Genomic DNA, 21,560 nt, shown 5'->3' on the forward strand with positions numbered 1-21,560 from the left:
ATGCTATGACTACCCATACGCAACAACCTCAGGCTGTTTTCAGCCCTGTTACACGCCATGCGATCTTCCTGGTCGCCACGCTGTCGACCGAACCTGCACACCTCGCGACAGTGCGTGGCTGGTGCGCCGATATCAGCGGCGTGATCCGTTCCGTCGGCAAAAGAGCTCCGGCAGGAAACTTAACCTGCGTCTGCGGTTTTGGTTCCACGGCCTGGGACAGGCTATTCGGTCAGCCTCGTCCGTCACAACTTCATCCTTTTCGCGCAATAGGCTCCGGTGACCGTATTGCCGTCTCCACACCCGGCGATATTCTGTTGCATATCCGTGCCGATGAGATGGATCTGTGCTTTGAGCTCGCAACACAACTGATGAACAAACTCGGTGGTGCCGTGACAGTCATTGAAGAAGTACACGGATTCCGCTACTTCGATCAACGGGCGATGATTGGCTTTGTCGATGGCACCGAAAACCCTGAGGGTCATGACGCTTTCGACTACACGGTGATTGGCAATGAAGACGCCGCGTTTTCCGGCGGCAGTTACGTGTTGGTGCAAAAGTATCTGCATGATATGAAAGGCTGGAATTCACTGACCGTTGAAACGCAAGAGAACATTATTGGTCGTCACAAGCAATCCAATATTGAACTGGACGAGGACGTCAAACCCTCGTCATCGCACAGTTCGTTGACGACGCTGGTGGATGAAAATGGCGATGAAGTCAAAATATTGCGTGACAATATGCCCTTCGGTAAACCCGGCATGGGCGAGTTTGGCACTTACTTTATTGGTTACGCACGTTCCCCTCAGCCCATCGAACAAATGTTGGAAAACATGTTCGTTGGCCGCCCGGCTGGCAACTATGATCGCCTGCTCGATTTCAGCCACGCGGTTACCGGCAGCCTGTTCTTTGTCCCCTCGGCGACCTTGTTAGAAGATTTGGCCGACCGCAACACCACCGAAAACGCGGCCCAGTAAATGCCCATGGCGCCACGGCCAAACCAGCGTGGCGTCTTTCTTCCTCATTTTGAGCGCCTTTAAGCGCTGAACTTGCCTAAACCCTTTCACCACGTCAATACCAGAGTGCGACCTGTGGCAAGCAAGGGTTCAGGCTAAGTATTTTGATTGTTCAACTGCGCTGAAAACAGGGTTCGGCGATGCGGACCAGGGGGTTACTTTTCCGTTATCCGCTGCCCCTGGGCATCAATGACAGGTTCGCCATCTTCTTTACTGAAGGGACCTTGTTGTGCATCCGGCAGGATATCCAATACCATTTCCGACGGACGACACAGTCGGGTGCCGAGCGGCGTTACCACGATCGGCCGGTTGATCAATATCGGGTGCTTCAACATAACGTCGAGCAACTGATCATCGCGCCACTCCACATCCTCAAGATTCAGCGTGCCGTAGGGCTCGACATTTTTTCGCAACAAGGCACGTACAGAAATACCCATATCAGCAATCAATTCAATTAGTTGCTCGCGACTTGGCGGTGTCTCCAGATACAAAATGACAGCCGGTTCCACCCCACTGTTGCGGATCAACGCCAATGTATTGCGCGACGTGCCACAAGCCGGGTTATGGTAAATCTTGATGATACTCATGACGTTCTCTCTTGGATTAAGACTAAGGCAACAGGCGCAGCACCAGAGCGACCAACGCGACGAATAGCACCGGAAACGTCATCACGATGCCCACGCGGAAGTAATATCCCCAGGTGATAGCGATATTTTTTTGCGACAACACGTGCAACCACAGCAGCGTGGCTAAGCTGCCAATTGGGGTAATTTTCGGCCCCAGATCGCTGCCTATCACGTTGGCATAAATCATCGCCTGTTTAATCACCCCCGTAGCGTTGCTGCTGTCAATCGACAGTGCTCCCACCAACACCGTCGGCATGTTATTCATCATAGAGGACAAAAAGGCGCTCAGAACCCCCGTCCCCAGCGTTGCCGCCCATATCCCGCGTTCTGTCAGCGTATCAAGCACACCCGCCAACAGACCGGTTAATCCTGCGTTGCGCAGGCCATAAACCACCAGATACATACCCAAAGAAAAAACCACAATCTGCCAAGGTGCACTGCGAAGAACTTTCCCGGTATTTATGACCCGCCCTCTTTTCGCGACAACCAACAGAATCAATGCGCCAATGGCAGCTACTGCGCTAACCGGCACACCGAGCGGTTCCAGTCCAAAAAAACCGACCAACAACAATACCAATACACCCCAGCCGGCTTTAAATGTCGGTAAATCGCGAATTGCCTCCCGTGGCCGCCGTAATCGCGACAGGTCATAGTTCACGGGAATATCATGACGGAAGAACAAATGCAGCATCACCAGTGTGGCAACGATAGCGACAATATTCACCGGGACCATTACGGCGGCATACTCAGTGAAACCCAGTTGGAAGTAGTCCGCGGAAACAATATTCACCAGATTGGACACCACCAGCGGTAGGCTTGCGGTATCGGCAATAAACCCCGCAGCCATCACGAAGGCCAATGTAGTTCCTGGGCTGAAACCCAATGCCAGCAACATAGCAATCACAATTGGCGTCATGATCAACGCCGCACCGTCATTGGCGAACAGTGCCGCCACCGCTGCCCCCAGCAGCACAATATAGGTGAATAACCAACGCCCTTTCCCCTTGCCCCAGCGCGCTACGTGCAGCGCCGCCCATTCGAAAAAACCAGAGGCATCCAGCAGCAAGCTGATCAAAATCACGGCGACAAACGTGGCAGTAGCATTCCAGACGATCTGCCAGACCAGAGGAATATCACTGAGATGCACCACGCCAGTCAGCAATGCCAGCCCCGCGCCAAGTGAAGCACTCCAGCCGATGCCTAACCCTTTGGGTTGCCAGATCACCAAAATGATAGTCAGGATGAATATTACCCCGGCCAGCACCATCACAACTCCTTAGTGGCTTATGCCAGACACATATGAAATTTCATATATATAAAATTAAAAAATTTTACGTTATCAACACACCGCCTCATTCCCCGCCGCGCGTTGTGCCAGTTCAGTCACCTGCTGTTGCTGGCTAAGGTAAGCCTGTTCAATGACTGCTGCTGCCCATGCCGGCATATGCGGCGACAGCCGGTAATAGATCCATTTTCCTTCACGGCGATCAAGCAGCAAACCACTTTCACGCAACATGGCAAGATGACGGGAAATTTTGGGTTGTGATTCAGCCAGCGCCCCCGATAACTCACACACGCAGAGCTCCCCCATCTGGCGCAGTAAAAGCACCACTGTGAGACGCGTCTCTTCCGATAGATTTTTAAACAATTGCAGCGGTGTTATTGATGTCATAAATGGGGCTCCAGGGTCATTGATAGCATCATAATCCGCAGCGAAAGGATGTCAACAATACATATGAAAAATCATATGTGTTTGACTAAAACAGGCGATTACTTCACCAGACACAAAGCCAGGTTAAGTTTTGGCTATCGATTCTATACGCCAAAGCGACTGTTCATTATGTGCTATTCCCCTACAATCAGCCTGTAACGAAAACACTTCATTCTCAACGGAGGCACGATGTACAACTTCTCTCGTTATCAGGCAAAAGAACTGGCGCTGGCGTATATGAGCGGCAAAAAACACGACTTATCGCCGCAGGAATTCCTGCAGCAACTGAAGACCAGCGAAAAATCATTTGATTATCTGCTGAAGCACGGCAGTGAGCAGCCGCGTGAAGTGCTGGTAAAAAGCTTCTGAATGCCAGGCCGTAACCCTAACAACCCGCTCCACGCCGGTGGCGAGCCATCAGGCCCGCGTATTCCCGGCTGAGCAGTGAATGGGTTATCACTGCCGTGGAACATCCCAATAGGGCTGATCTCCGCCCAGTTGTGCAAGTAAGAAGTCGACAAAAGCCGATACTTTGGCTGGCAGGTATTTACGCTGTGGATATACGGCATAGATGGCATGTTCTGGTAGCCGATAAGCAGGCATTAGCTCAATCAGCCGCCCCTGAGCAATATCATCCCCGACGATAAAGGTCGGCATCTGACAAATCCCCATGCCGGCGAGTAACGCCTCGCGCAAAGCTTCACTGTTATTTACCTGATAATTACCGCGTGGTTGAAAGCGCACCCTTCCCGTTGGCCCCTCAAATTGCCATTCGCTGCCACCCCGGAAATAGCTGTAAAACAGGCAATTATGCCGTGACAGCTGCTCCAGATCTGTCGGTGTACCGTAGCAGGCCAGATAAGCGGGGGCGGCACATAATAGGCTGTGACAAGGGGCAATACGCCGGGCAATCAAGCTCGAATCAGCCAGTTGACCAATGCGAATAGCCAGATCAAAACCCCCATCGACCAGATCAACCACCTGATCATCCATCATCATAGTGATCTCCACGTCCGGGCAAGCCGCCAGAAAACGGGGGATCAGCGGCGCAACATGCAAACGGCCAAAAACCATAGGCACACTGATCCGCAAGCAACCCTGCGGTTGCCCTTGTAACCGGGTGACCACATCCTCTCCCTCGCGTGCCACGGCACAGGCATTACGGGCATAGCCAAAATACTGCTCTCCCGCTTCAGTAAGGCTCAGGCTACGCGTAGTGCGTTGTAGCAATTGTACGCCAAGTGAGTTTTCCAACTGGGCGATTCGCTTGCTTACCGCTGATTTGGTGATACCCAGCCTCCGGGCAGCCGCTGAAAAACTCTCGCATTCTACTACTGCCACAAATACCGGGATCGCCGCAAAGTTATCCTGCATTCTTCGTCAACTTTTACTCAACAATGAGTTTCCATTTTAATGGATTATGCCGAAAACAAAAACAATATAGCCTATCTGTCAGCCCAAAATAGGATCTGACACGATGATACACGAGCGTTTCTCCAACCCTCTGCTAGCGCTGGCCGCTGGCGCATTATTGGCGCTGATGATAGGCATCAATAGCCTGTTGGCCAGCTTTAACTCCCCACTGTTTGCTTCATGGGTCGCGCACGGCGTTGGGGCGATCACGGCCTGGTTGCTCTTGCTCCTGCTGCGCTGGCGTACCCCGAGGTCGGCATCCTCATTGCCGCCTGCCAGTGTTCCCCGTTGGGCCTATCTGGGGGGGATTCCCGGTGCCCTGACGGTGGTGTTAGCTGCCATTACCGTCAATAGCCCTCTGGCACTTTCCGGCAGCCTTGCGCTCATGCTTACCGGCCAGGTTTTATTTGGCATGGTGTCCGACAGCTGCGGCTGGTTTGGCGTAATTAAACGCCGTCTCAGCGTCAACGACGTTATTGCCACGCTGCTGATCCTTTCCGGCTGCGCCCTCCTCATCTTCCTGAGATAATTGTCATGCTAACCTTGGTACTCCTCGCGCTCTTTAACGGCATTTGCATCAGCATCAGCCGTGCAATTAATGGCCGTCTGTCGCTAAGTCGTGGAGCTTTCCACGCCTCACTCTGCAATCACATTGTCGGCTTTGTGTTCCTCAGCCTGCTGCTGGCAGTCATTGGCGGATTCACTGCCAGCCCCTTCGGTCAGGCGCCTTGGGGAGCTTATCTGGGTGGGGTCATTGGGGCGTTGTTTGTCGCATTGAACAGCTACGTGCTACCCCGTCTGGGGACCCTTCGCGCCGCATTACTGATTATCAGCGGTCAAATGCTGACGGGGGTGGTAATAGATCGTCTGCGCGACAACGAGGGTTCAGCCAGTGTACAACTCCTTGCCATTAGCCTGATCATACTGGGTATTTATCTGGCACGAATGAAAAAACCCCTGACTACGTGGCTCTATGAACGTATGTCGTTATCCTGTAAATTTCGTATCTAGATACGAATATCATAAAAATTCGCATCTAAGTACGAATTGTTGACATATTCGTATTTAGGTGCGAAGTTTAGTGACACCCTACCGCTTACGAGCCAATAACATGCCCGCACAAATCAGCGTGATCACTGGCGATCTGGTCAACTCCCGGCAGTTAGATACCACTCACTACATAACCGAGTTACATGCCCTGCTGACCCAGCTGCAACAGGCTAAGCTTATTCAAACGTTTGAGGTTTTCCGCGGGGATGCATTTCAAGCCGTGGCGGAACCGCAATCCGGTTTACTGCTGGCGGTTTATATCCGCATCGCACTCAAAGCAATGGATACCCGACACTGGGACGCTCGCATCGCCGTGGGTCTGGGCGCGGGGGAGGCAAAAAACGCCGGCTATGGCAGCGCTTTTGTGAATTCGGGCCAGGCGCTGGATGGCCTGACGAAAAATTGCCGGTTAGCTCTGAAAAATGATAATGACCAAACAAATGCCATTGTCAGCGATCTGTTACCAATGCTAGATCATGTGGTTAGCCGCCTTTCCCAGACCGAAGCGCGGATAGTCCGGGCGCGTATATTGGCTACAACCAATCAGGAAGTGGCAGAAAAGCTGCAAAAGGCCGCCTCGACGGTCTCCGCAACGCTTAAACGCGCGGCCTACGAGGAAATCATGCGGTTTATTCACGCGATTAACAGGATCACCTGAATATGGATTTGAGTTACGTACCTTTGCTGACCTGGTTGCTGATCGCCCACGTGCTTGCAGACTTTTCGCTGCAACCACGAAGTTGGGTTGAGGATAAAATTGTTCATCGCGGGCGTTCCCGATTCCTGCTGCTACACGCCTTACTGCACGGTGTCCTTGCCGCTTGGGTCGTGGCCGGGTTTGCGCTGCTGCACGGTGGGCTGTCCTCCCTCCAGATCCTCACCACGTTATTGGTTATCGCCATCAGTCACTGGCTCATTGATTTGCTAAAAGTCACGCTGTTGACGCCTCTCAGCCAGGCAGGTGGGTTTCTCCTCGACCAATGTCTGCATCTGGCAGTGATTGTTTTGCTGTGGCTGTTCTTGACCCCCAACGCCTCCAGTTTGTTCACCGCGCTCGGCGCGACCCTCATCAGTTGGCAGTCTGGCCTGGTTGTATTGGCGTATCTCTTAATTTATATGCCACTGGGTATTTTGATTGGACAATTGCTGGCGCACTGGACACCACAAATGCCGCCTTCTGCCAAAGCCGATAATGACTCCCTGTTACGTGCGGGCAAACAAATCGGTTATCTGGAAAGAACGCTGATCCTGACTTTTGTTTTGATTGGGCAGATTCCGGCAATCGGCTTTTTGTTAGCGGCCAAATCCATTTTTCGCTTTGGCGATTTGCGGCAGAGTGATGACAAAATGCGCACTGAGTATGTGCTACTCGGTACGCTGTTTTCCTTTACGCTGACCATTATGCTTGGCCTGCTGGTGAAAAAGTTGTTGTAGGGGCGCAATGTTTTGCGCCCGAATGCATCGCGGCGAAAAACATCGCCGCGACAGAAACGCCTCTGAGGAATTACAACCACTCACCAAAGCGGCGAATATAGAAACGCTTCATCATCTGCGCCACCACACAGTAGCTGATCAAGGTCCCCGCCAACCACGGGAAGTATTCCCAAGGGAGTGGCTGCAACCCGACCAATGCACCCAGTGGTGAGAATGGCAGATAGATACCCAGCGCCATCACCAAAATCGTGGTCAACAGAACGGGCAATGCTGCGGTGCTTTGAATAAAGGGTATCTTCTGGGTACGCAGCATATGCACCACCAGCGTTTGTGATAACAACCCTTCAATAAACCAGCCGGACTGGAACAGCGCCTGGTGTTCAACACTGTTGGCAGCGAAGACAAACCACATCAATGCATAAGTGGTGATGTCAAATATTGACGACGTTGGTCCAATCCACAGCATAAAGCGGCCAATGTTTTTAGCATCCCACTTGCGTGGTTTACGCAGGAACTCTTTGTCCATCTTGTCCCACGGCAGAGACAATTGAGAAATATCGTACATCAGGTTCTGGATTAACAGATGGATCGCCAGCATCGGCAGGAACGGGATAAATGCGCTGGCCACCAACACGGAAAACACGTTGCCGAAGTTGGAGCTGGCGGTCATGTTCAAGTACTTGATGATATTCCCGAAGGTTTCACGCCCCTTGATCACCCCCTCTTCCAACACCATCAGGTTTTTTTCCAGCAAAATGATGTCCGCCGACTCTTTGGCAATATCAGTACCGGTATCTACCGAAATGCCCACGTCGGCATCACGCAATGCTGGTGCATCATTAATGCCGTCACCAAGAAAGCCGACGGTGTGGCCATTCGCCTGCAGCATCTTCAGCACCCGCGACTTCTGCAGCGGCGTCAGTTTGGTAAAGACAGTACGCTGCTCGACCTCTCGCGCTAAGGTCGCGTCATCCATTTCGGCAATTTGCGGACCGGAAAGCGGCTCACCCGGTTCCAGCCCGACATCACGACAGATTTTGCAGGTGATCACCGGGTTATCACCGGTCAGTACCTTCACGGCCACGCCGTTTTCCTGTAGTGCGGCTATCGCTTCCTGCGCACTTTCTTTTGGCGGATCGAGGAAGGTTAACAGCCCCTGGATAACCATATCGCGTTCATCGGCCACGCTCAGCGGCAAGGCGTTTTTCTGCTCACCCAGTTCCCGCGTTGCCAAGACCAGCACGCGGAACCCATCCTCGTTATATTGAGCGGCAAGCGCCTGCAATGCGTCACGTCGTGCCTGATCCAAGGGTAAAATCTGCTGCCCTTCACGCACATGGGTAGCGATTTCGAGCATCTCTTCCACTGCCCCTTTGCAAATCAGGCGCTGTTGGTAGTTTTCATCCTCGACTACAATCGACAAACGGCGACGCACGAAGTCAAACGGCAGCTCGTCAACCTTGCTAAAACGCCCCAGAGCCTCAATGCCCGGCTTGCCGCGGCCAAAACGGATCACCGCTTGATCCATCAGGTTTTTCATTCCACTCTGGTGAAAGCTGTTCAGCCACGCCAGATGCAACACCTCATTGTCTCTGGCCCCGCTCACATCCAGATGATGTTCGAGGATGATGCGGTCCTGAGTCAGTGTGCCGGTTTTGTCGGTGCAGAGTACATCCATCGCGCCAAAGTTCTGAATGGCGTTCAGGCGTTTGACCACCACTTTGCGCCGTGACATCGCAATGGCACCTTTCGCCAAGTTAGAACTGACGATCATCGGCAGCATCTCAGGCGTCAGCCCAACGGCCACCGCCAGGGCAAACAGCGCCGCTTCGCTCCAGTCGCCTTTGGTGAAACCATTGATCAACAGCACAATCGGTACCATCACCAGCATAAAGCGGATCAGCAACCAACTGACGCTGTTCACCCCACGGTCAAACGCCGTTTGCGAACGGGAACCGACAATCGATTTAGCCAGTGAGCCAAAATAGGTGCGGCCGCCCGTCGCCACCACAACCGCCGTGGCCGTGCCGCTGGCGACGTTAGTGCCCATCAAGCAGATATTCGACAGTTCCAACAAGGCATGCTCACTGGAAACGTCATTCTCACTCGATTTTTGGCTGACGTTGCCCATCGCATCGTATTTCTCGATCGGGATTGCCTCCCCGGTCAGGATCGCCTGGCTGATAAACAGATCGCGCGAGGCCAACAGGCGCACATCAGCCGGTATCATATCCCCGGCGGAAAGCGTAATAATATCGCCCGGTACCAGTTCACGGATGGGGAGTTCTAGCGTCAATGGCTGCGCGCTGTAACTGCTGCGGCGCAATACCGTTGCGGTGGTACGCACCATCGACTTCAACGTTTCCGCCGCCTTGTTGGTGCGATATTCCTGCCAAAAACGTAGCAGTCCGCTAAGTGAAACCATCACCAATATGATGATCACGCCAGTGAGATCGGTTTCTTCACCGCGCCGGGCAGGCAGCCAGTAGTCGGTAAAGAAACTGATCGCAGCCAGCACCATCAGTACAAAGATAAATGGGTTATTGAACGCAGCGATGAGCTGTACCAACGCGTGCGGCGCTTTCTCGTGAGCAACCTGGTTAACACCGAACTGCTCGAGACGTTCAACCGCATCATCCTGGGTTAAGCCGTTGCGGTTGCATTTTAAATTAGCCAGCGTCTGCTCAACGCTGTTTTTCGCCTCGTGTGCGATGGCGTAAGGCGCCTTTATTTTATCGCGACGGCGAGCTGTTTCATTAATATAGGTCATAACGCTATTCTCTTATTTTACTCTGCGCACAGGAATACCCCGCCCGATTAACAGGTGAATAAACGCAGAGTGGAATTTATTTAGTTAGCGTAATTAACGCGGTTTATTACCGCGCCATAAACGCTGAGCAATTAACGTTTCGGGGTCACCGTCCATGACGCCTCCTTATCACTGTATGCAGTGAATATTTATCAATAATTAGACAGGTAATTCAGACGCGATACGCCAGCGCACGGCGCTAACACTTTTCTCGAGACTGACTCGACAGACAATGCCTTCAATTTCTTTTTGCACGGAAGGATTTGCCGTTATTTCTGCACACACCTCGAGTTGGCCAGGAATGGAAATATCGGCACTGCGCAATGATTGCAGCCTTAATGCCACGCCATTCAGCGCCTGCAATATCAAGGTGCGCACCAATATTTCATCTTGCTCGCCGCAGGTAACCTGAATGCGGTAGCACACCTCGAGATCGGTCGCCTGCTGCTGAGGCTGCAGATTAATGCGCTGGGCTGCCTCACGTAATAAGATGTTCGCGCACAGGATCACCAGTGTCGCCAACACGGCATTCCAATATTGCCCCAGGCCGCACAGCACACCAATCGCCGCTGAACACCACAGCGTCGCAGCAGTATTCAAGCCGCGGATATTCAGCCCTTCACGCATGATCACACCCGCACCCAGGAAACCGATACCCGAGACAATCTGTGCAGCAACCCGCCCGGCACTGGACGGATCGGTGGACATGGAGCTAAGAATAAATACGGCGGCACCGGTCGCGACCAACGCATTGGTACGCAGGCCAGCCATACGCTGGCGCCATTGCCGTTCAGCGCCAATAATCGCGCCCAGGCTCATCGCCAGTAATAAATTTAAAACAAAAGGAGTCATAGCCATGACTTTCCCCTTAAATAACTGCAGGAGATAAAATCATGTGCTTTTTAGCACACGCAAAATTGCGCCGATATTAAATCAGCGATTGAGCGTATCAGTGCCTGGAGGGAAAAGGCTGTGGCTGAAAGTTGCCATAATAACGTCCAAATCAATTCGCCCGATGCCAATAGGCAGCAGGAACAACTATAAGATTCGGGTTTGCACAGCTCGGAATAACGTGAGAGGGGTGCTGCCCGCCGTTTTCGGCAAGCAACAAATCAAAAGAGGATTGGTCAGCTTGCCTTGTTTATATCACTGCAACTAAAACTGTCCAATTGTGTTTCCTCATTGAAATTTTGGCTGAGTATAGTGACGCGGAGTGATGATGTAAAGACGAATTTATTAAACGAAAATTAAACTCAATAATTCTGCATATTTGATGCGTCACACAATTATAACGGATTCGCATTGGGCAAGCCGGTGATTACCGATAAACTCATCCCCTAACAGGACAATCAACCCTAAGGACATCCCGCTCGATGAGCATACTTCGACTTTCCATTAGCCTCGCCCTGCTTACCGCTTTTCCCGTTAAGGCACTCCTTTTGGAGCAGGGGGCAGTCCGGTTCGATATCGATCCGGCCACGTTAAAGATCACAGCAGACAAAACCCTGGTCAACCAGGCTCAGGCCGTGCAAACCGTGGCTGATCTGCAAAGCACCGCCACACAGGCAAGCTGGCAGTGGCCAAACAGCGCGATAAGCATCAGCGCCCGGTTGGACGGCAGCGATCTGCGGCTGAGCTTCAGCAGCAACCGAGCACAGACAATGACGTGGTTCACCCTGCCACCGCAGGCGAGCACCTTGCTGTTGCCCATTGGCGAAGGCAGCCGCATACCGTTGGACAATCCCGTTTGGCAACATTATCTGGTCAAAGAGATGACACCGCTGGATACCAACTGGGATCTTAAGCTGCCACTGTGGAGCCAACAGCAGCAGGGTAAGGTTTATAGTTGGCTATTGCTTACCCCCTTCAGCAATCAGGTCACCTTCGCCAGTACGAAAGACACCCTCACTATGCACGCCAGTCATCAGTTCAATCGGTTTAATCAACAACAAGCTTTTGACGTATTACTGCACGTGGGAGACACCCTGTTATCAGGTGCGCATCGCTACCGCGAGTATTTGCAGCAAAGCGATCAGTTCAGCACCTTGCGCGATAAAATTCGCACCGCGCCGGAAGGCGAAAAGTTGATTGGCGCGACACACATTTATTTATGGGGCGACAAACTGTTGGCGCCGGCTGACGTGAAAAACTGGCCGGGCATTTTGTCCTGGCTGGTCTCTCCAGCAGGGAAAACGCTGTGGAAAAAAATCGATGCCGATAGCCAGAAAACCGTGCGAGAACTGGCAGGAAAAACACCGGAAGGCTGGCAACAGCAAACCTTGGTTGATGCTCTAAACCAAGCGCTGCTGGCGCTGAAACCGCTAAACGCTACGCCAGACGAAACGGGGTTCCTGCAAGCACAATACCAACAAGCCGCTGACGTCAGGGCGTTGGCGCAACGTCAGCTCGGGGCCTATCTCGCACCGGCGGACAGTTGGGGCCAGGGGCTGGCGAAACCGCTGATCGACACACTGCACCAGGCCGGCCTTCCTCGACTGTGGCTGGGAACGGATAACTGGACTGCTGAATTCCTGCATCCGCAGGCGGTCGAAAGCGCAAAAAAATCGGGGTACCTGATTGCCAGTTATGACTCTTACGACACCGCCATTCCCCGCGGAGTCAACGACAGTTGGCTGACAGCTCAGCTGCCGGCAGCACTGCGTGAAGAGTGCGCCATCGTGCGCGCTGACGGAAGCAAAAAACCCGGTTTCGGCAAACAGGGCTATTACCTGAATCCAGGCTGTGTGCTGCCCTACTCACAACAGCGCATGCGTGACCTGGTGCAACTGGCTGGTCTGAACAGCCTGTTTCTGGACGTTGACGGCACCGGAATGGTGTCCGACGACTATCAGCCCAATCATCCCACGGGCGCAGAACAAATGGCGCAGGCCCGCAATGCGCGGCTTGCCTGGTTCAGCAATACCCTTCGGTTGCCGCTCGGTTCCGAAGACGGTAATGCGGTAACCGCACGCCACATTATGTTTGCCCACGGCATGGAAACCTGGGGCTTTGGCTGGGGCGATAAGCAAATGAACCAGGACAAATCCTCTCCTTATTATCTCGGTGCGTGGTGGCCCAATGCCCAACCGGCCTTCTTCTTCAGCCCGGCCAAGGTGAAAGAACCCTACCGCACCGTGGAGTTCGATCCACGTTATCGCCTGCCAATGTACCAGGCCGTTTTTCACGACGCGGTGGTCAGCAGCCACCACTGGAATTATGACAATCTGAAATTCAGCGATGTTAAAACCACGCGTAGCCTGCTTAGCCAGCTGTACAACACGGCCCCGATGTTCCATCTCAGCCGCGCGACGCTGCAGACGCGCTTGCCGCAAATCAAACAAGCCGATGCCGCTTTCCGTCCGCTGCACCAAGCGTTGTGGGATAAGGCATTGACCGACTTCCGCTGGTTGGATAAAGCGGGTTGGGTGCAGCAAACCACTTTCAGCGATGGCTCAACGCTGACCGCCAACTTTGGCAAGCAGCCGTTCAACGGCATCGCCGCCCAAACCCTGCGAGCCAAACTGGCGGACGGCCGTATCCTGGACTATACCCCGTAATTGAATGCCAGGGGCACTCGCGAGACATGACGAACTGTCCCGTTCTCACATTGAACGGGGTGTTCGACGCGTGACGCAGTCCCGGCCAGCAACCTGGAGTTGATGATGGATACCTTTACGCAAACGCTGCTCTCTGAGATCAGACAACATCTGGGGGGACACACCACCCCGGCGAGCCCGTTGACAGTCAGTGGTAAAGGCGCACTGAACAGCGCATTCCCCGTCAGCGAACTGGCAACTGCCTGCTGGAGTGCCGCGGGGTTAGCCTGTGCTGAACTGCGGCAACACAATCAGGCCGATACACCACACGTCTTTGTCGATCGTCGGTTGGCGTCATTATGGTTCGGCTGGACATTACGGCCGCTGGGGTGGGCATTGCCCGCAGCCTGGGATGCTCTGGCCGGTGACTATGCCACCTGCGACGGTTGGATCCGTCTGCATACCAATGCACCGCATCACCGCCGCGCGGTAGAGCACGTGCTCGGTCCACATCAGGATAAAAATGCACTGGCGCAAAAGGTGCTTACGTGGAAAAAAGGTGACCTGGAACAGGCCGTCATCGAAGCAGGCGGCTGCGCGGCAGAAATGCGTTCGGCCAAGGCCTGGCGGCAACACGTACAGGGCAAGAGCGTTGCACTGGAGCCACTGATCCATCAAGCACAACAAGCGGAGGCCTCGCCGCCGAACTGGGGCCTCCCAACAGCCAGGCCACTGCACGGCGTACGGGTTTTGGACCTGACACGGATTATCGCCGGGCCCGTTGCCACCCGCTTTCTCGCCGGGTTGGGTGCAGACGTATTGCGTATCGATCCTTACGGGTGGGATGAACCCGGCGTGGAACATGACGTGATCCTCGGCAAGCGCTGTGCGAGGCTGAACCTGACCAATGCCCACGATCGCCACACCTTCGAGCATCTACTGAAAAACGCTGACGTCATCGTACACGGCTACCGCGCCGGGGCGCTGGAAAAACTGGGTTATGGCGCTGAACAACGGCGTGCTCTGTCGCCTGGGTTGATTGACGTGTGTCTGAACGCCTATGGCTGGACGGGCCCATGGCGTGGAAGACGCGGGTTCGACAGCTTGGTACAAATGAGTTGTGGCCTGGCGGAATCAGGCATGATCTGGAAGCCTGCCGCCACGCCTGTCCCGCTGCCGGTGCAGGCGCTGGATCACGCAACAGGTTACCTGATGGCCGCAGCGGTACTGCACGGCATGCGTCAACGTCTACAACAGGGCACCGGCTATAGTGCTCGGCTGTCTCTGGCGCGGACAGCGCAACTGCTGCTCGATTATCCTTACCCACAGCCACACCCGCTGGAACCTTTGGCGCCCGTCGATACCTCGGATGAAAACCCTGAAACTGAACTCACTCACTGGGGCCCAGCGCAACGCCTCATCGCTCCGCTGCGGCTGAACGGCACAGCGCTGCGCTGGGCACTGCCCGCCACCACCTTGGGCAGTTCACAGCCGGAGTGGCTACGGCGCTAATGCCCGGCTAGCTGATGCTGCAACCAGTGCAACAAGGCCTCAACCGCTGGCGTCAAGCCAGCGGTCTGCGGCCACACCAAATAGAAGTCCGTCTGATCCAGACACTGCGCAGGTGCCAGAGCCACTAATCGGCCTTCTGCCAGCGCATCACTCACCAGCCGTTTTTTTACCAGTGCGATACCAAAGCCTTGTTCAGCTGCACGGATCAATAACCCCGCATCATTGAACAGCGCCAACGGGCGCTCACTTGCCATTTGCTGATGCGCGACAAACCAACTGCGCCACGGAGTGACGTCATGCTCCAGCAGCGGCATACCTTGCGCTCCACTGTCGAAAGCTATCTGCCACTGATGCGCCAGAGCGGGAGTGCCAACCGGTATCACTTCGCCCGAGGCAATGCGCTGCGCTTGCATATCTGCCCATTGGCCATTACCCAGCCGAATCGCCGCATCGAACCCTTTTCGCGACAGATCCTGCACTGCCAAGGATGCATCGATATCCAATGCAATATCGGCATAAGCCGCATGAAAAGACGGTAGACGCGGCATTAACCAGTAATGCGCAAAAGAAGGCAGCACGCTGATACGAAGTGACTGGCTTTGCGCAAGGCGTCTGACCCGCCCTATCCCCTGTTGCAATGCCAGCAACGCCGGTTCGGCGACCGCCAGCAATTCACGGCCGGCAGCATTCAAACGCAGCCCCCTGCCTTGGCGTTCAAACAACGGGCAGCCGATCGCTTGCTCGAGCTGTTGAATCTGCTGGCTAATGGCGCCGTGGGTAAGATGCACCTGCTGGGCCGTTGCGCGCAGATTTTCTAACCGGGCGGCAATCACAAAGGTTGGCAGGAGATGCAGCGGAATACGTTCACTCAACATTGGTTAGCCCTGCTATCCAAAAAGGCTATTTTTCATCGATTTTCGCCACAACGCAAATGGTCTAGGGTAGCTTTTTAACCTCTTTATATCCGGATCTCCCCATGCACCCACGTTTACAGCAAGATCTTGACCAGTTTCCACAAATACTCGAGCACACCCGCCAGTTGGCTGACAGCTTCCTGGCGGGGATTAAACAACGCCCGGTTTGCCCTCCGTTGGCTGCACAACAATTGCAGCAAGGGGACGATCGGCTGGCAGAAAATGGCGACGGCGCGCTGGCGGCGTTGAACGACTTCTGGCTACGTTACGCGGATGGGCTTTCGGGCAGTGCCGGGCCACGTTACTTTGGCTTTGTCACCGGTGGCGCGACCCCGGCCGCATTGGCCGCGGATTGGCTGGTTAGCGCTATCGACCAGAATAGCCAATTGAGCCACGACACCGTGGCTGCAGCGATTGAATTGGCAACCATTGTGCAGCTCAAAACGTTGCTAGGCCTGCCCGAGGCATTTAACGGCAGTTTTGTTAGCGGCGCGACCATGGCGAACTTTGTCGGAATGGCCATCGGCCGCCAGTGGTTGGGACAACAGCGTGGGATTGATATCGCCGAACAAGGGCTGGCAGCATTAGGATCCATTCAGGTGTTATCGGCAAATGCGCACTCAAGCAGCGTGAAGGCACTCAGCATGCTCGGTATCGGTCGCGACGCGCTTAATATTATCGGCAGCCAGCCCCATTCTGAGGCTATCGACCCAGAAGCGCTGGAGCGCCATCTGGTTGCCAACCGTGGTGTGCCAACCATCGTGCTGGCCAGCGCCGGAACCGTCAATACCGTGACCTTCGACGATCTACCCCGCTTGTTGGCACTGCGTGAACGCTATCCATTCTGGCTGCATGTTGATGCTGCATTTGGCGGTGTCGCGGCCTGCTCACCGCAATATGCTCCTCGGCTTGCAGGCTGGGAACAGGCAGACTCCATCACCGTCGATGCACATAAATGGTTAAATGTCCCCTACGACAGTGCGATTCAATTCAGCCGTCATTTAGCGTTACAGATGCAGGTCTTTCAAAACCATTCTGCCTACCTGGAAGCACCGACGCTGCGGCCGGACAACTATCTGCACCTGACGCCAGAAAACTCGCGACGTTTCCGCGCATTGCCGCTGTGGATGGCGCTAAAAGCCTATGGCCGCAGTGGTATGCAAGATATGGTTGAGCGTAATGTGCAACTGGCGCAGCGATTGGGTGCAGAGCTGGACGCCAGCATGGGCTTCCAGCTGCTGGCACCGGTTAATCTGAACGTCGTGTGTTTTGCACTCAAGAACGTGGAGGGGGATGCGACTGCCGCACGCGATCGTTTTATCGCCCTACTCGACCGCCACGGTATCGTACGCTGCACCCCCACCCACTATAACGGGCAACCGGGGATCCGCGCAGCGCTGGTCAATTGGATGACGCAAGAGGCCGATATTCATCTTGCACTGGAGTCCATGGAACACTGTCGGCAAGCATTGGTCTGAAATTGAAACTCGCGGTGTGCTGATACGCACCGCGCTATTATTACCGCCAAAACCTGCCCTTTCCTGCCCTTGATAAGCGGCTCCCAGTCGGTAACACGAAAATAGTTCAGCAAAACAAATTAATCACTCACTGACATTTTTCACATTTGCCGAAATAGCACGAATAGTCACATCAACCCTTTGTTATATCGTCAGTTTCTGTAACAAAAAAACGGATTAATGTTAACTCAATGTGATTATTGGATATCGCAAGTGATAAGAAATGAAAGAATTATCATTATCAAAAACAAAAGAATAAATGATAACATTATGATAATATTATTAAAAATAAAAACACACGTAGTCGACGAAATGTAATTCGCCCAGGAAGTAAGCGAGAAAATGTTAAAAAAACAACACATGAATTTTTTTTAAGAATTTTCCTAGCAATCTAAAATTTCGTTTCGTGACATGATGGGCAGATTCAATGATAAAGATACCAGCAGGCACGCGGCTCAAGCACCAATTGACGTCACACCCTCGTCGCGCCGATACCAGCAGATTATTCTGACTTAAGCTAAACTTATAGGTTCACAGTGTTAATTAGTTTAGAAAGAAAATATCGTTGAGTACCGTCGAATTTATTGATAGAACACTGCATATACGTGATTTTTTTGTTCCTTTTTTTTGCCATTTAGGCTTCAGGCTTTTTCTTTTTGTTACCGCGGTAAAACGGATTTAAGTGGGGGTGCGATATGCCAACGATCATTATGGATTCATGCAGCTATACCAGATTAGGTTTAACAGACTACCTGACAACACACGGAGTAAAAAAACGCCAAATTAATGCGATTAGCAATATTGACGACCTGCATGAAAAATGCAGCAAGTTGAAACCCAGTCTGGTCTTTATTAACGAAGACTGCTTCATACATGAAGCCAATGCTACCGAACGTATAAAAGGGGTGATTTCACTGCACCCTGATACTTTATTCTTCATCTTCATGGCTATCACCAACGTACATTTTGACGATTATTTATATGTTCGTAAAAATGTCATCATCTCGTCAAAATCAATAAAACCAGAGACTATGAATCAACTACTTAGTCACTATCTGGAGAGAAAAGCCCCTCGCTCGGAAAAAAGCTCATTCGACCAAACACCCGTGACGCTGAGCCAGACTGAGTCAAATATGTTACGCATGTGGATGTCAGGTCAGGGAACTATCCAGATATCCGACCAGATGCAAATTAAAGCCAAGACCGTCTCTTCCCACAAGGGAAATATCAAGAGAAAAATTAAAACGCACAACAAGCAGATTATCTACCATGTTGTTCGTTTGACCGACACACTGACCAGCGGAATATTTGTCAATAGCCGCTAGGCATAAAGCTTGTCGTATACTCTGCCAAACGTTGGTTTTAAATGTTGTTCAGGCAATTGTACTGAAAATCTCGCATTTAAATAACCTAAATACCTGCTCGCGACGACACGTTCGGCCGCGACGGGTATTCCCGCAGTAAAAATCCGTTTATTAATGCCTCCCCGGAATCATCACCCTCCGAAAACCTTGCAAATTAAATTAATGCACTAAGAAGTATCGCGTTTTGCGAAACAATCAATTGGATTCGGCCTGACGCAATTCAACGAAGGTGCCATCTCGGCTATCAATCTCGTTAAAGAACCACACACCCGCGGGGTAATCCTCCAAAGAGACCAGATACATGACACCTTCATTAAACTCTTCTACCGCCAGGATCACGCCTTCACGCCGCTGTTTACCGTCAGTCTTTACCGAGACCAGATCGTTAACTTTCATGCCTTACCCCATCATTTATCATTGATGTCAGTGTATTACAGAATGAGGTGGGAAGAATACCCGTACACCGTCAGTTAATCTGCTGTTCATCTGCGTAGTGTCTTCCTAAAGCGTAGCAGGCGAGCGTGCGAGCGGCTTTTCACTTTCTTAACGTTTTGCCCGCAGAATCTTAAGCCCGCAACCGGTAGTCTGTTCCTCGGTGCTTCCCCCCAGAGAAGTACCAGCAAATGAAGAAGTAACAAGGAACTTTTGCCCGCAGACTTGCGGGCATTTTTTTGCCTGCGACAAATTACAGACACAAAAAAACCCGCCTTGGCGGGTTTTTATTAATCAGCAAGAGGCCGATTAGATAGCGGTAACGTTAGCCGCTGACGGACCTTTAGCACCGTTCTCGATAGAGAACTGTACGTTCTGGCCTTCAGCCAGGGTCTTGAAGCCTTGATCCTGGATAGCAGAGAAGTGTACGAACACGTCTTTGCTGCCGTCTGCTGGAGTGATGAAACCAAAACCTTTAGACTCGTTGAACCACTTCACTTGACCTTTGATCATGTTAGACATGTCTAATTCCTTCAATATTAAATTTACGCCACCATGGGCAAGATATAGCCGGTCATCAGTTACTTATGGAGGCACTAGAAAGGAAATTCGTCAGAGAAGAGCTATCTAGGATAACGCTTTAAATTTGAACTACTTTACTCAAAATGTCGTGCATAAATAGGTCTGTACCACAGGCCGAGAAGCATTAACTCATGATGGGACTTTAATAGCAACTCTTTTTGTTAGCCCCTTTGTGGAAACGGGGCTAAACGCACAGGATTCAGTCCATTTTGCTTAATTTATCGTCATTTCTGACGGTGTTTTCCGAATAACGGCGGCAATGCAAAGCCGCAAAACTTGCAAAATGAGGCCTCTTTCTCATGGCCACCCCGTTGACATTGTTCACAATTCCGCCTTTCACGGTTGCGTTGCAGCTCCTGTGACATGTAGGCCGTCAGAATGCCTGTCGGTACCGCGATAATCGAATACCCCAACAGGATAAGCACCGAGGTCAATAAGCGCCCCACCGGCGTATGGGGAACGATATCACCGTACCCTACCGTGGTCAGCGTGACGACAGCCCAATACACGGCGGCCGCCAGGCTGGTAAAACCACCGGTGCCGCCCTCAACGGCATACATGAGGCCACCAAACACGCACAGCACCACGGCGACAAAACCAAAAAACATCGCCAACTTATGACGCGCCAGCTTAATGCTGCGCCAAATCATCCCCATCTCGCTCATGTAACGCAGAAGCTTCAGGACCCGCAGCACACGCAGTATACGCATAACGCGCAACAGCATCACAAACTCGACCGTCATATGTGGGAACAGCCAAATGATGTACAACGGCAGTACCGTCAGTAAGTCAACTGCGCCAAAAAAGCTGAAGGCATAGTGTTGCTCGCGCGGTGTGCACCACAGCCGTAACAGATACTCGAGCGTAAAAATGAAGGTAAAAACCACCTCAGCCCAGAAGAAAAGATAAATGGCTTCCTGGCCAGGAAAATACAAGGCACTGCCACCCGGTTCAAGAAACAACAGAACAACGCTGAGTAATGCGGTGCAGACCCAAAACGTTTCCATTCTTCGGCCAGAACGGAAATGATTGTCGAAAAGCAGCCGATAGCTGCGTTGGCGCCAGCCGAGCGCCGGGGTGTCAATGGTCATAGCCCAATGTCTTATAAAGAGAAGTTGCTCATATACTAGACCCGAACCTGAGCACAGCCAAATCCCCAACGCCAACAGGCGTTACAAATGATAGTAATTCTCGTCTCGCTGTTTTATAGTTGCGCTGCGTAACTATAAAGGGAGATCGACCATGCTGAGATGGCCTACGCTTGCAGCCTCTTGCTGCAGCGCTCTGTTGATACTGAGCGCCCCAGCCCTGGCGCTGGACCTGTCTTATACCGCTCCGGAGCCGAGCATCACACCGGCACCTGCTCCGCAAGCTGCACTTGGCCCGGCAAAAAAAACAGGTAAACCGCCTGTGGTCTGGTCAGAGTCAGAAGACAAAACCGGTTTTCGCCTTGATATGGAGTGTGACCACCCTGGCTGCAGTCGCCAACGCCCCAAGGTGTATTCAGGCATTAACGGGCCGGTGAAAAAAACCGATCGCCGCCGTCAGTCAGATCCCTACTCCACCAATCAGGATCCCGATTACAGCGTAAACATGGGTTATCAGTGGTAACTGCGCTTTAAGAGTTACCCTATATCTGCGGCAGCA

At 52.6% G+C, this 21,560-nt stretch carries 21 protein-coding genes; 11 read left to right on the forward strand and 10 right to left on the reverse strand.

Annotated elements, in window-relative coordinates; genetic code table 11:
- Nucleotides 1–5: 5 nt before the first annotated feature.
- Nucleotides 6–974, forward strand: coding sequence for a Dyp-type peroxidase (locus tag JOE25_RS12490; protein WP_209635638.1), 969 nt, complete (start codon nucleotides 6–8; stop codon nucleotides 972–974).
- 194 nt (nucleotides 975–1,168) lie between these two features.
- Here the strand turns inward: JOE25_RS12490 and arsC are convergent, their stop codons facing one another.
- The 3 genes from arsC to JOE25_RS12505 form a co-directional block, all read right to left on the reverse strand.
- Complete coding sequence (arsC, locus tag JOE25_RS12495) at nucleotides 1,169–1,600, reverse strand: glutaredoxin-dependent arsenate reductase (RefSeq protein WP_209635640.1); 432 nt, start codon at nucleotides 1,598–1,600, stop codon at nucleotides 1,169–1,171.
- Nucleotides 1,601–1,622: 22 nt separating this feature from the next.
- Nucleotides 1,623–2,906: an arsenic transporter gene (locus tag JOE25_RS12500; protein WP_209635642.1), complete on the reverse strand. Its 1,284-nt coding sequence runs from the start codon at nucleotides 2,904–2,906 to the stop codon at nucleotides 1,623–1,625.
- Between the two features lie 72 nt (nucleotides 2,907–2,978).
- Nucleotides 2,979–3,311, reverse strand: a complete 333-nt coding sequence (locus tag JOE25_RS12505) for a metalloregulator ArsR/SmtB family transcription factor (protein WP_209635644.1) — start codon at nucleotides 3,309–3,311, stop codon at nucleotides 2,979–2,981.
- A 228-nt stretch (nucleotides 3,312–3,539) separates the two neighbouring features.
- Between JOE25_RS12505 and JOE25_RS12510 the strand changes: the two genes are divergently transcribed.
- Nucleotides 3,540–3,719, forward strand: coding sequence for a hypothetical protein (locus tag JOE25_RS12510; protein ID WP_209635647.1), 180 nt, complete (start codon nucleotides 3,540–3,542; stop codon nucleotides 3,717–3,719).
- Between the two features lie 87 nt (nucleotides 3,720–3,806).
- Here JOE25_RS12510 and JOE25_RS12515 read toward each other — a convergent pair whose 3' ends face one another.
- The gene (locus JOE25_RS12515; protein WP_209635649.1) at nucleotides 3,807–4,724 is read right to left on the reverse strand and encodes a LysR family transcriptional regulator; all 918 of its coding nucleotides are present in this window, start codon (nucleotides 4,722–4,724) and stop codon (nucleotides 3,807–3,809) included.
- A 103-nt stretch (nucleotides 4,725–4,827) separates the two neighbouring features.
- Between JOE25_RS12515 and JOE25_RS12520 the strand changes: the two genes are divergently transcribed.
- The 4 genes from JOE25_RS12520 to JOE25_RS12535 all read left to right on the forward strand — a co-directional run bounded on the left by JOE25_RS12520 (nucleotide 4,828) and on the right by JOE25_RS12535 (nucleotide 7,247).
- The gene (locus tag JOE25_RS12520; RefSeq protein WP_209635651.1) at nucleotides 4,828–5,292 is read left to right on the forward strand and encodes a DMT family transporter; all 465 of its coding nucleotides are present in this window, start codon (nucleotides 4,828–4,830) and stop codon (nucleotides 5,290–5,292) included.
- Between the two features lie 5 nt (nucleotides 5,293–5,297).
- A complete protein-coding gene (locus JOE25_RS12525) occupies nucleotides 5,298–5,774 on the forward strand; it encodes a DMT family transporter (RefSeq protein ID WP_209635653.1) in 477 nt (158 codons plus the stop codon).
- 100 nt (nucleotides 5,775–5,874) lie between these two features.
- Entirely contained in the window at nucleotides 5,875–6,471 is a 597-nt protein-coding gene (locus JOE25_RS12530) for a SatD family protein (protein ID WP_209635656.1), read from the forward strand.
- A 2-nt stretch (nucleotides 6,472–6,473) separates the two neighbouring features.
- Complete coding sequence (locus JOE25_RS12535; RefSeq protein ID WP_209635658.1) at nucleotides 6,474–7,247, forward strand: DUF3307 domain-containing protein; 774 nt, start codon at nucleotides 6,474–6,476, stop codon at nucleotides 7,245–7,247.
- 70 nt (nucleotides 7,248–7,317) lie between these two features.
- Here the strand turns inward: JOE25_RS12535 and mgtA are convergent, their stop codons facing one another.
- Nucleotides 7,318–10,017, reverse strand: coding sequence for a magnesium-translocating P-type ATPase (gene mgtA / locus JOE25_RS12540; RefSeq protein ID WP_209635660.1), 2,700 nt, complete (start codon nucleotides 10,015–10,017; stop codon nucleotides 7,318–7,320).
- A gap of 198 nt (nucleotides 10,018–10,215) precedes the next feature.
- Nucleotides 10,216–10,914, reverse strand: coding sequence for an MgtC family protein (locus JOE25_RS12545; protein ID WP_037417310.1), 699 nt, complete (start codon nucleotides 10,912–10,914; stop codon nucleotides 10,216–10,218).
- A gap of 515 nt (nucleotides 10,915–11,429) precedes the next feature.
- Between JOE25_RS12545 and JOE25_RS12550 the strand changes: the two genes are divergently transcribed.
- Both JOE25_RS12550 and JOE25_RS12555 read left to right on the forward strand, forming a co-directional pair.
- Nucleotides 11,430–13,613, forward strand: coding sequence for a glycoside hydrolase (locus JOE25_RS12550; RefSeq protein WP_209635662.1), 2,184 nt, complete (start codon nucleotides 11,430–11,432; stop codon nucleotides 13,611–13,613).
- A 105-nt stretch (nucleotides 13,614–13,718) separates the two neighbouring features.
- Nucleotides 13,719–15,104 carry a CoA transferase gene (locus JOE25_RS12555; protein WP_209635665.1) on the forward strand — a complete coding sequence of 462 codons (1,386 nt, stop codon included), beginning with the start codon at nucleotides 13,719–13,721 and terminating at the stop codon, nucleotides 15,102–15,104.
- On the opposite strand, the gene JOE25_RS12560 is transcribed toward JOE25_RS12555, so the two are convergent.
- Nucleotides 15,101–15,979, reverse strand: coding sequence for a LysR substrate-binding domain-containing protein (locus JOE25_RS12560; RefSeq protein ID WP_209635667.1), 879 nt, complete (start codon nucleotides 15,977–15,979; stop codon nucleotides 15,101–15,103). The two genes, JOE25_RS12555 and JOE25_RS12560, sit on opposite strands and share 4 nt — an antisense overlap.
- A 101-nt stretch (nucleotides 15,980–16,080) precedes the next feature.
- Between JOE25_RS12560 and JOE25_RS12565 the strand changes: the two genes are divergently transcribed.
- Nucleotides 16,081–17,496 (forward strand): pyridoxal-dependent decarboxylase, encoded by a 1,416-nt coding sequence (locus JOE25_RS12565; RefSeq protein WP_209635669.1) that lies wholly within the window; start codon nucleotides 16,081–16,083, stop codon nucleotides 17,494–17,496.
- A gap of 734 nt (nucleotides 17,497–18,230) precedes the next feature.
- Entirely contained in the window at nucleotides 18,231–18,860 is a 630-nt protein-coding gene (gene rcsA / locus JOE25_RS12570) for a transcriptional regulator RcsA (protein WP_209635671.1), read from the forward strand.
- A 234-nt stretch (nucleotides 18,861–19,094) separates the two neighbouring features.
- Here rcsA and dsrB read toward each other — a convergent pair whose 3' ends face one another.
- From dsrB to JOE25_RS12585, 3 genes are all read right to left on the reverse strand, one after another.
- A complete protein-coding gene (dsrB, locus tag JOE25_RS12575) occupies nucleotides 19,095–19,295 on the reverse strand; it encodes a protein DsrB (RefSeq protein WP_209635674.1) in 201 nt (66 codons plus the stop codon).
- 345 nt (nucleotides 19,296–19,640) lie between these two features.
- Nucleotides 19,641–19,853 carry a transcription antiterminator/RNA stability regulator CspE gene (gene cspE / locus JOE25_RS12580; RefSeq protein WP_004946278.1) on the reverse strand — a complete coding sequence of 71 codons (213 nt, stop codon included), beginning with the start codon at nucleotides 19,851–19,853 and terminating at the stop codon, nucleotides 19,641–19,643.
- A 284-nt stretch (nucleotides 19,854–20,137) separates the two neighbouring features.
- Nucleotides 20,138–21,004, reverse strand: a complete 867-nt coding sequence (locus JOE25_RS12585) for an ion transporter (protein WP_209635676.1) — start codon at nucleotides 21,002–21,004, stop codon at nucleotides 20,138–20,140.
- A gap of 151 nt (nucleotides 21,005–21,155) precedes the next feature.
- On the opposite strand from JOE25_RS12585, the gene JOE25_RS12590 reads away from it, so the two are divergent.
- Complete coding sequence (locus JOE25_RS12590) at nucleotides 21,156–21,524, forward strand: hypothetical protein (protein ID WP_209635678.1); 369 nt, start codon at nucleotides 21,156–21,158, stop codon at nucleotides 21,522–21,524.
- Nucleotides 21,525–21,560: the final 36 nt, after the last annotated feature.

The sequence above is a fragment of the Serratia sp. PL17 genome (assembly GCF_017832355.1).
Classification (GTDB): domain Bacteria; phylum Pseudomonadota; class Gammaproteobacteria; order Enterobacterales; family Enterobacteriaceae; genus Serratia.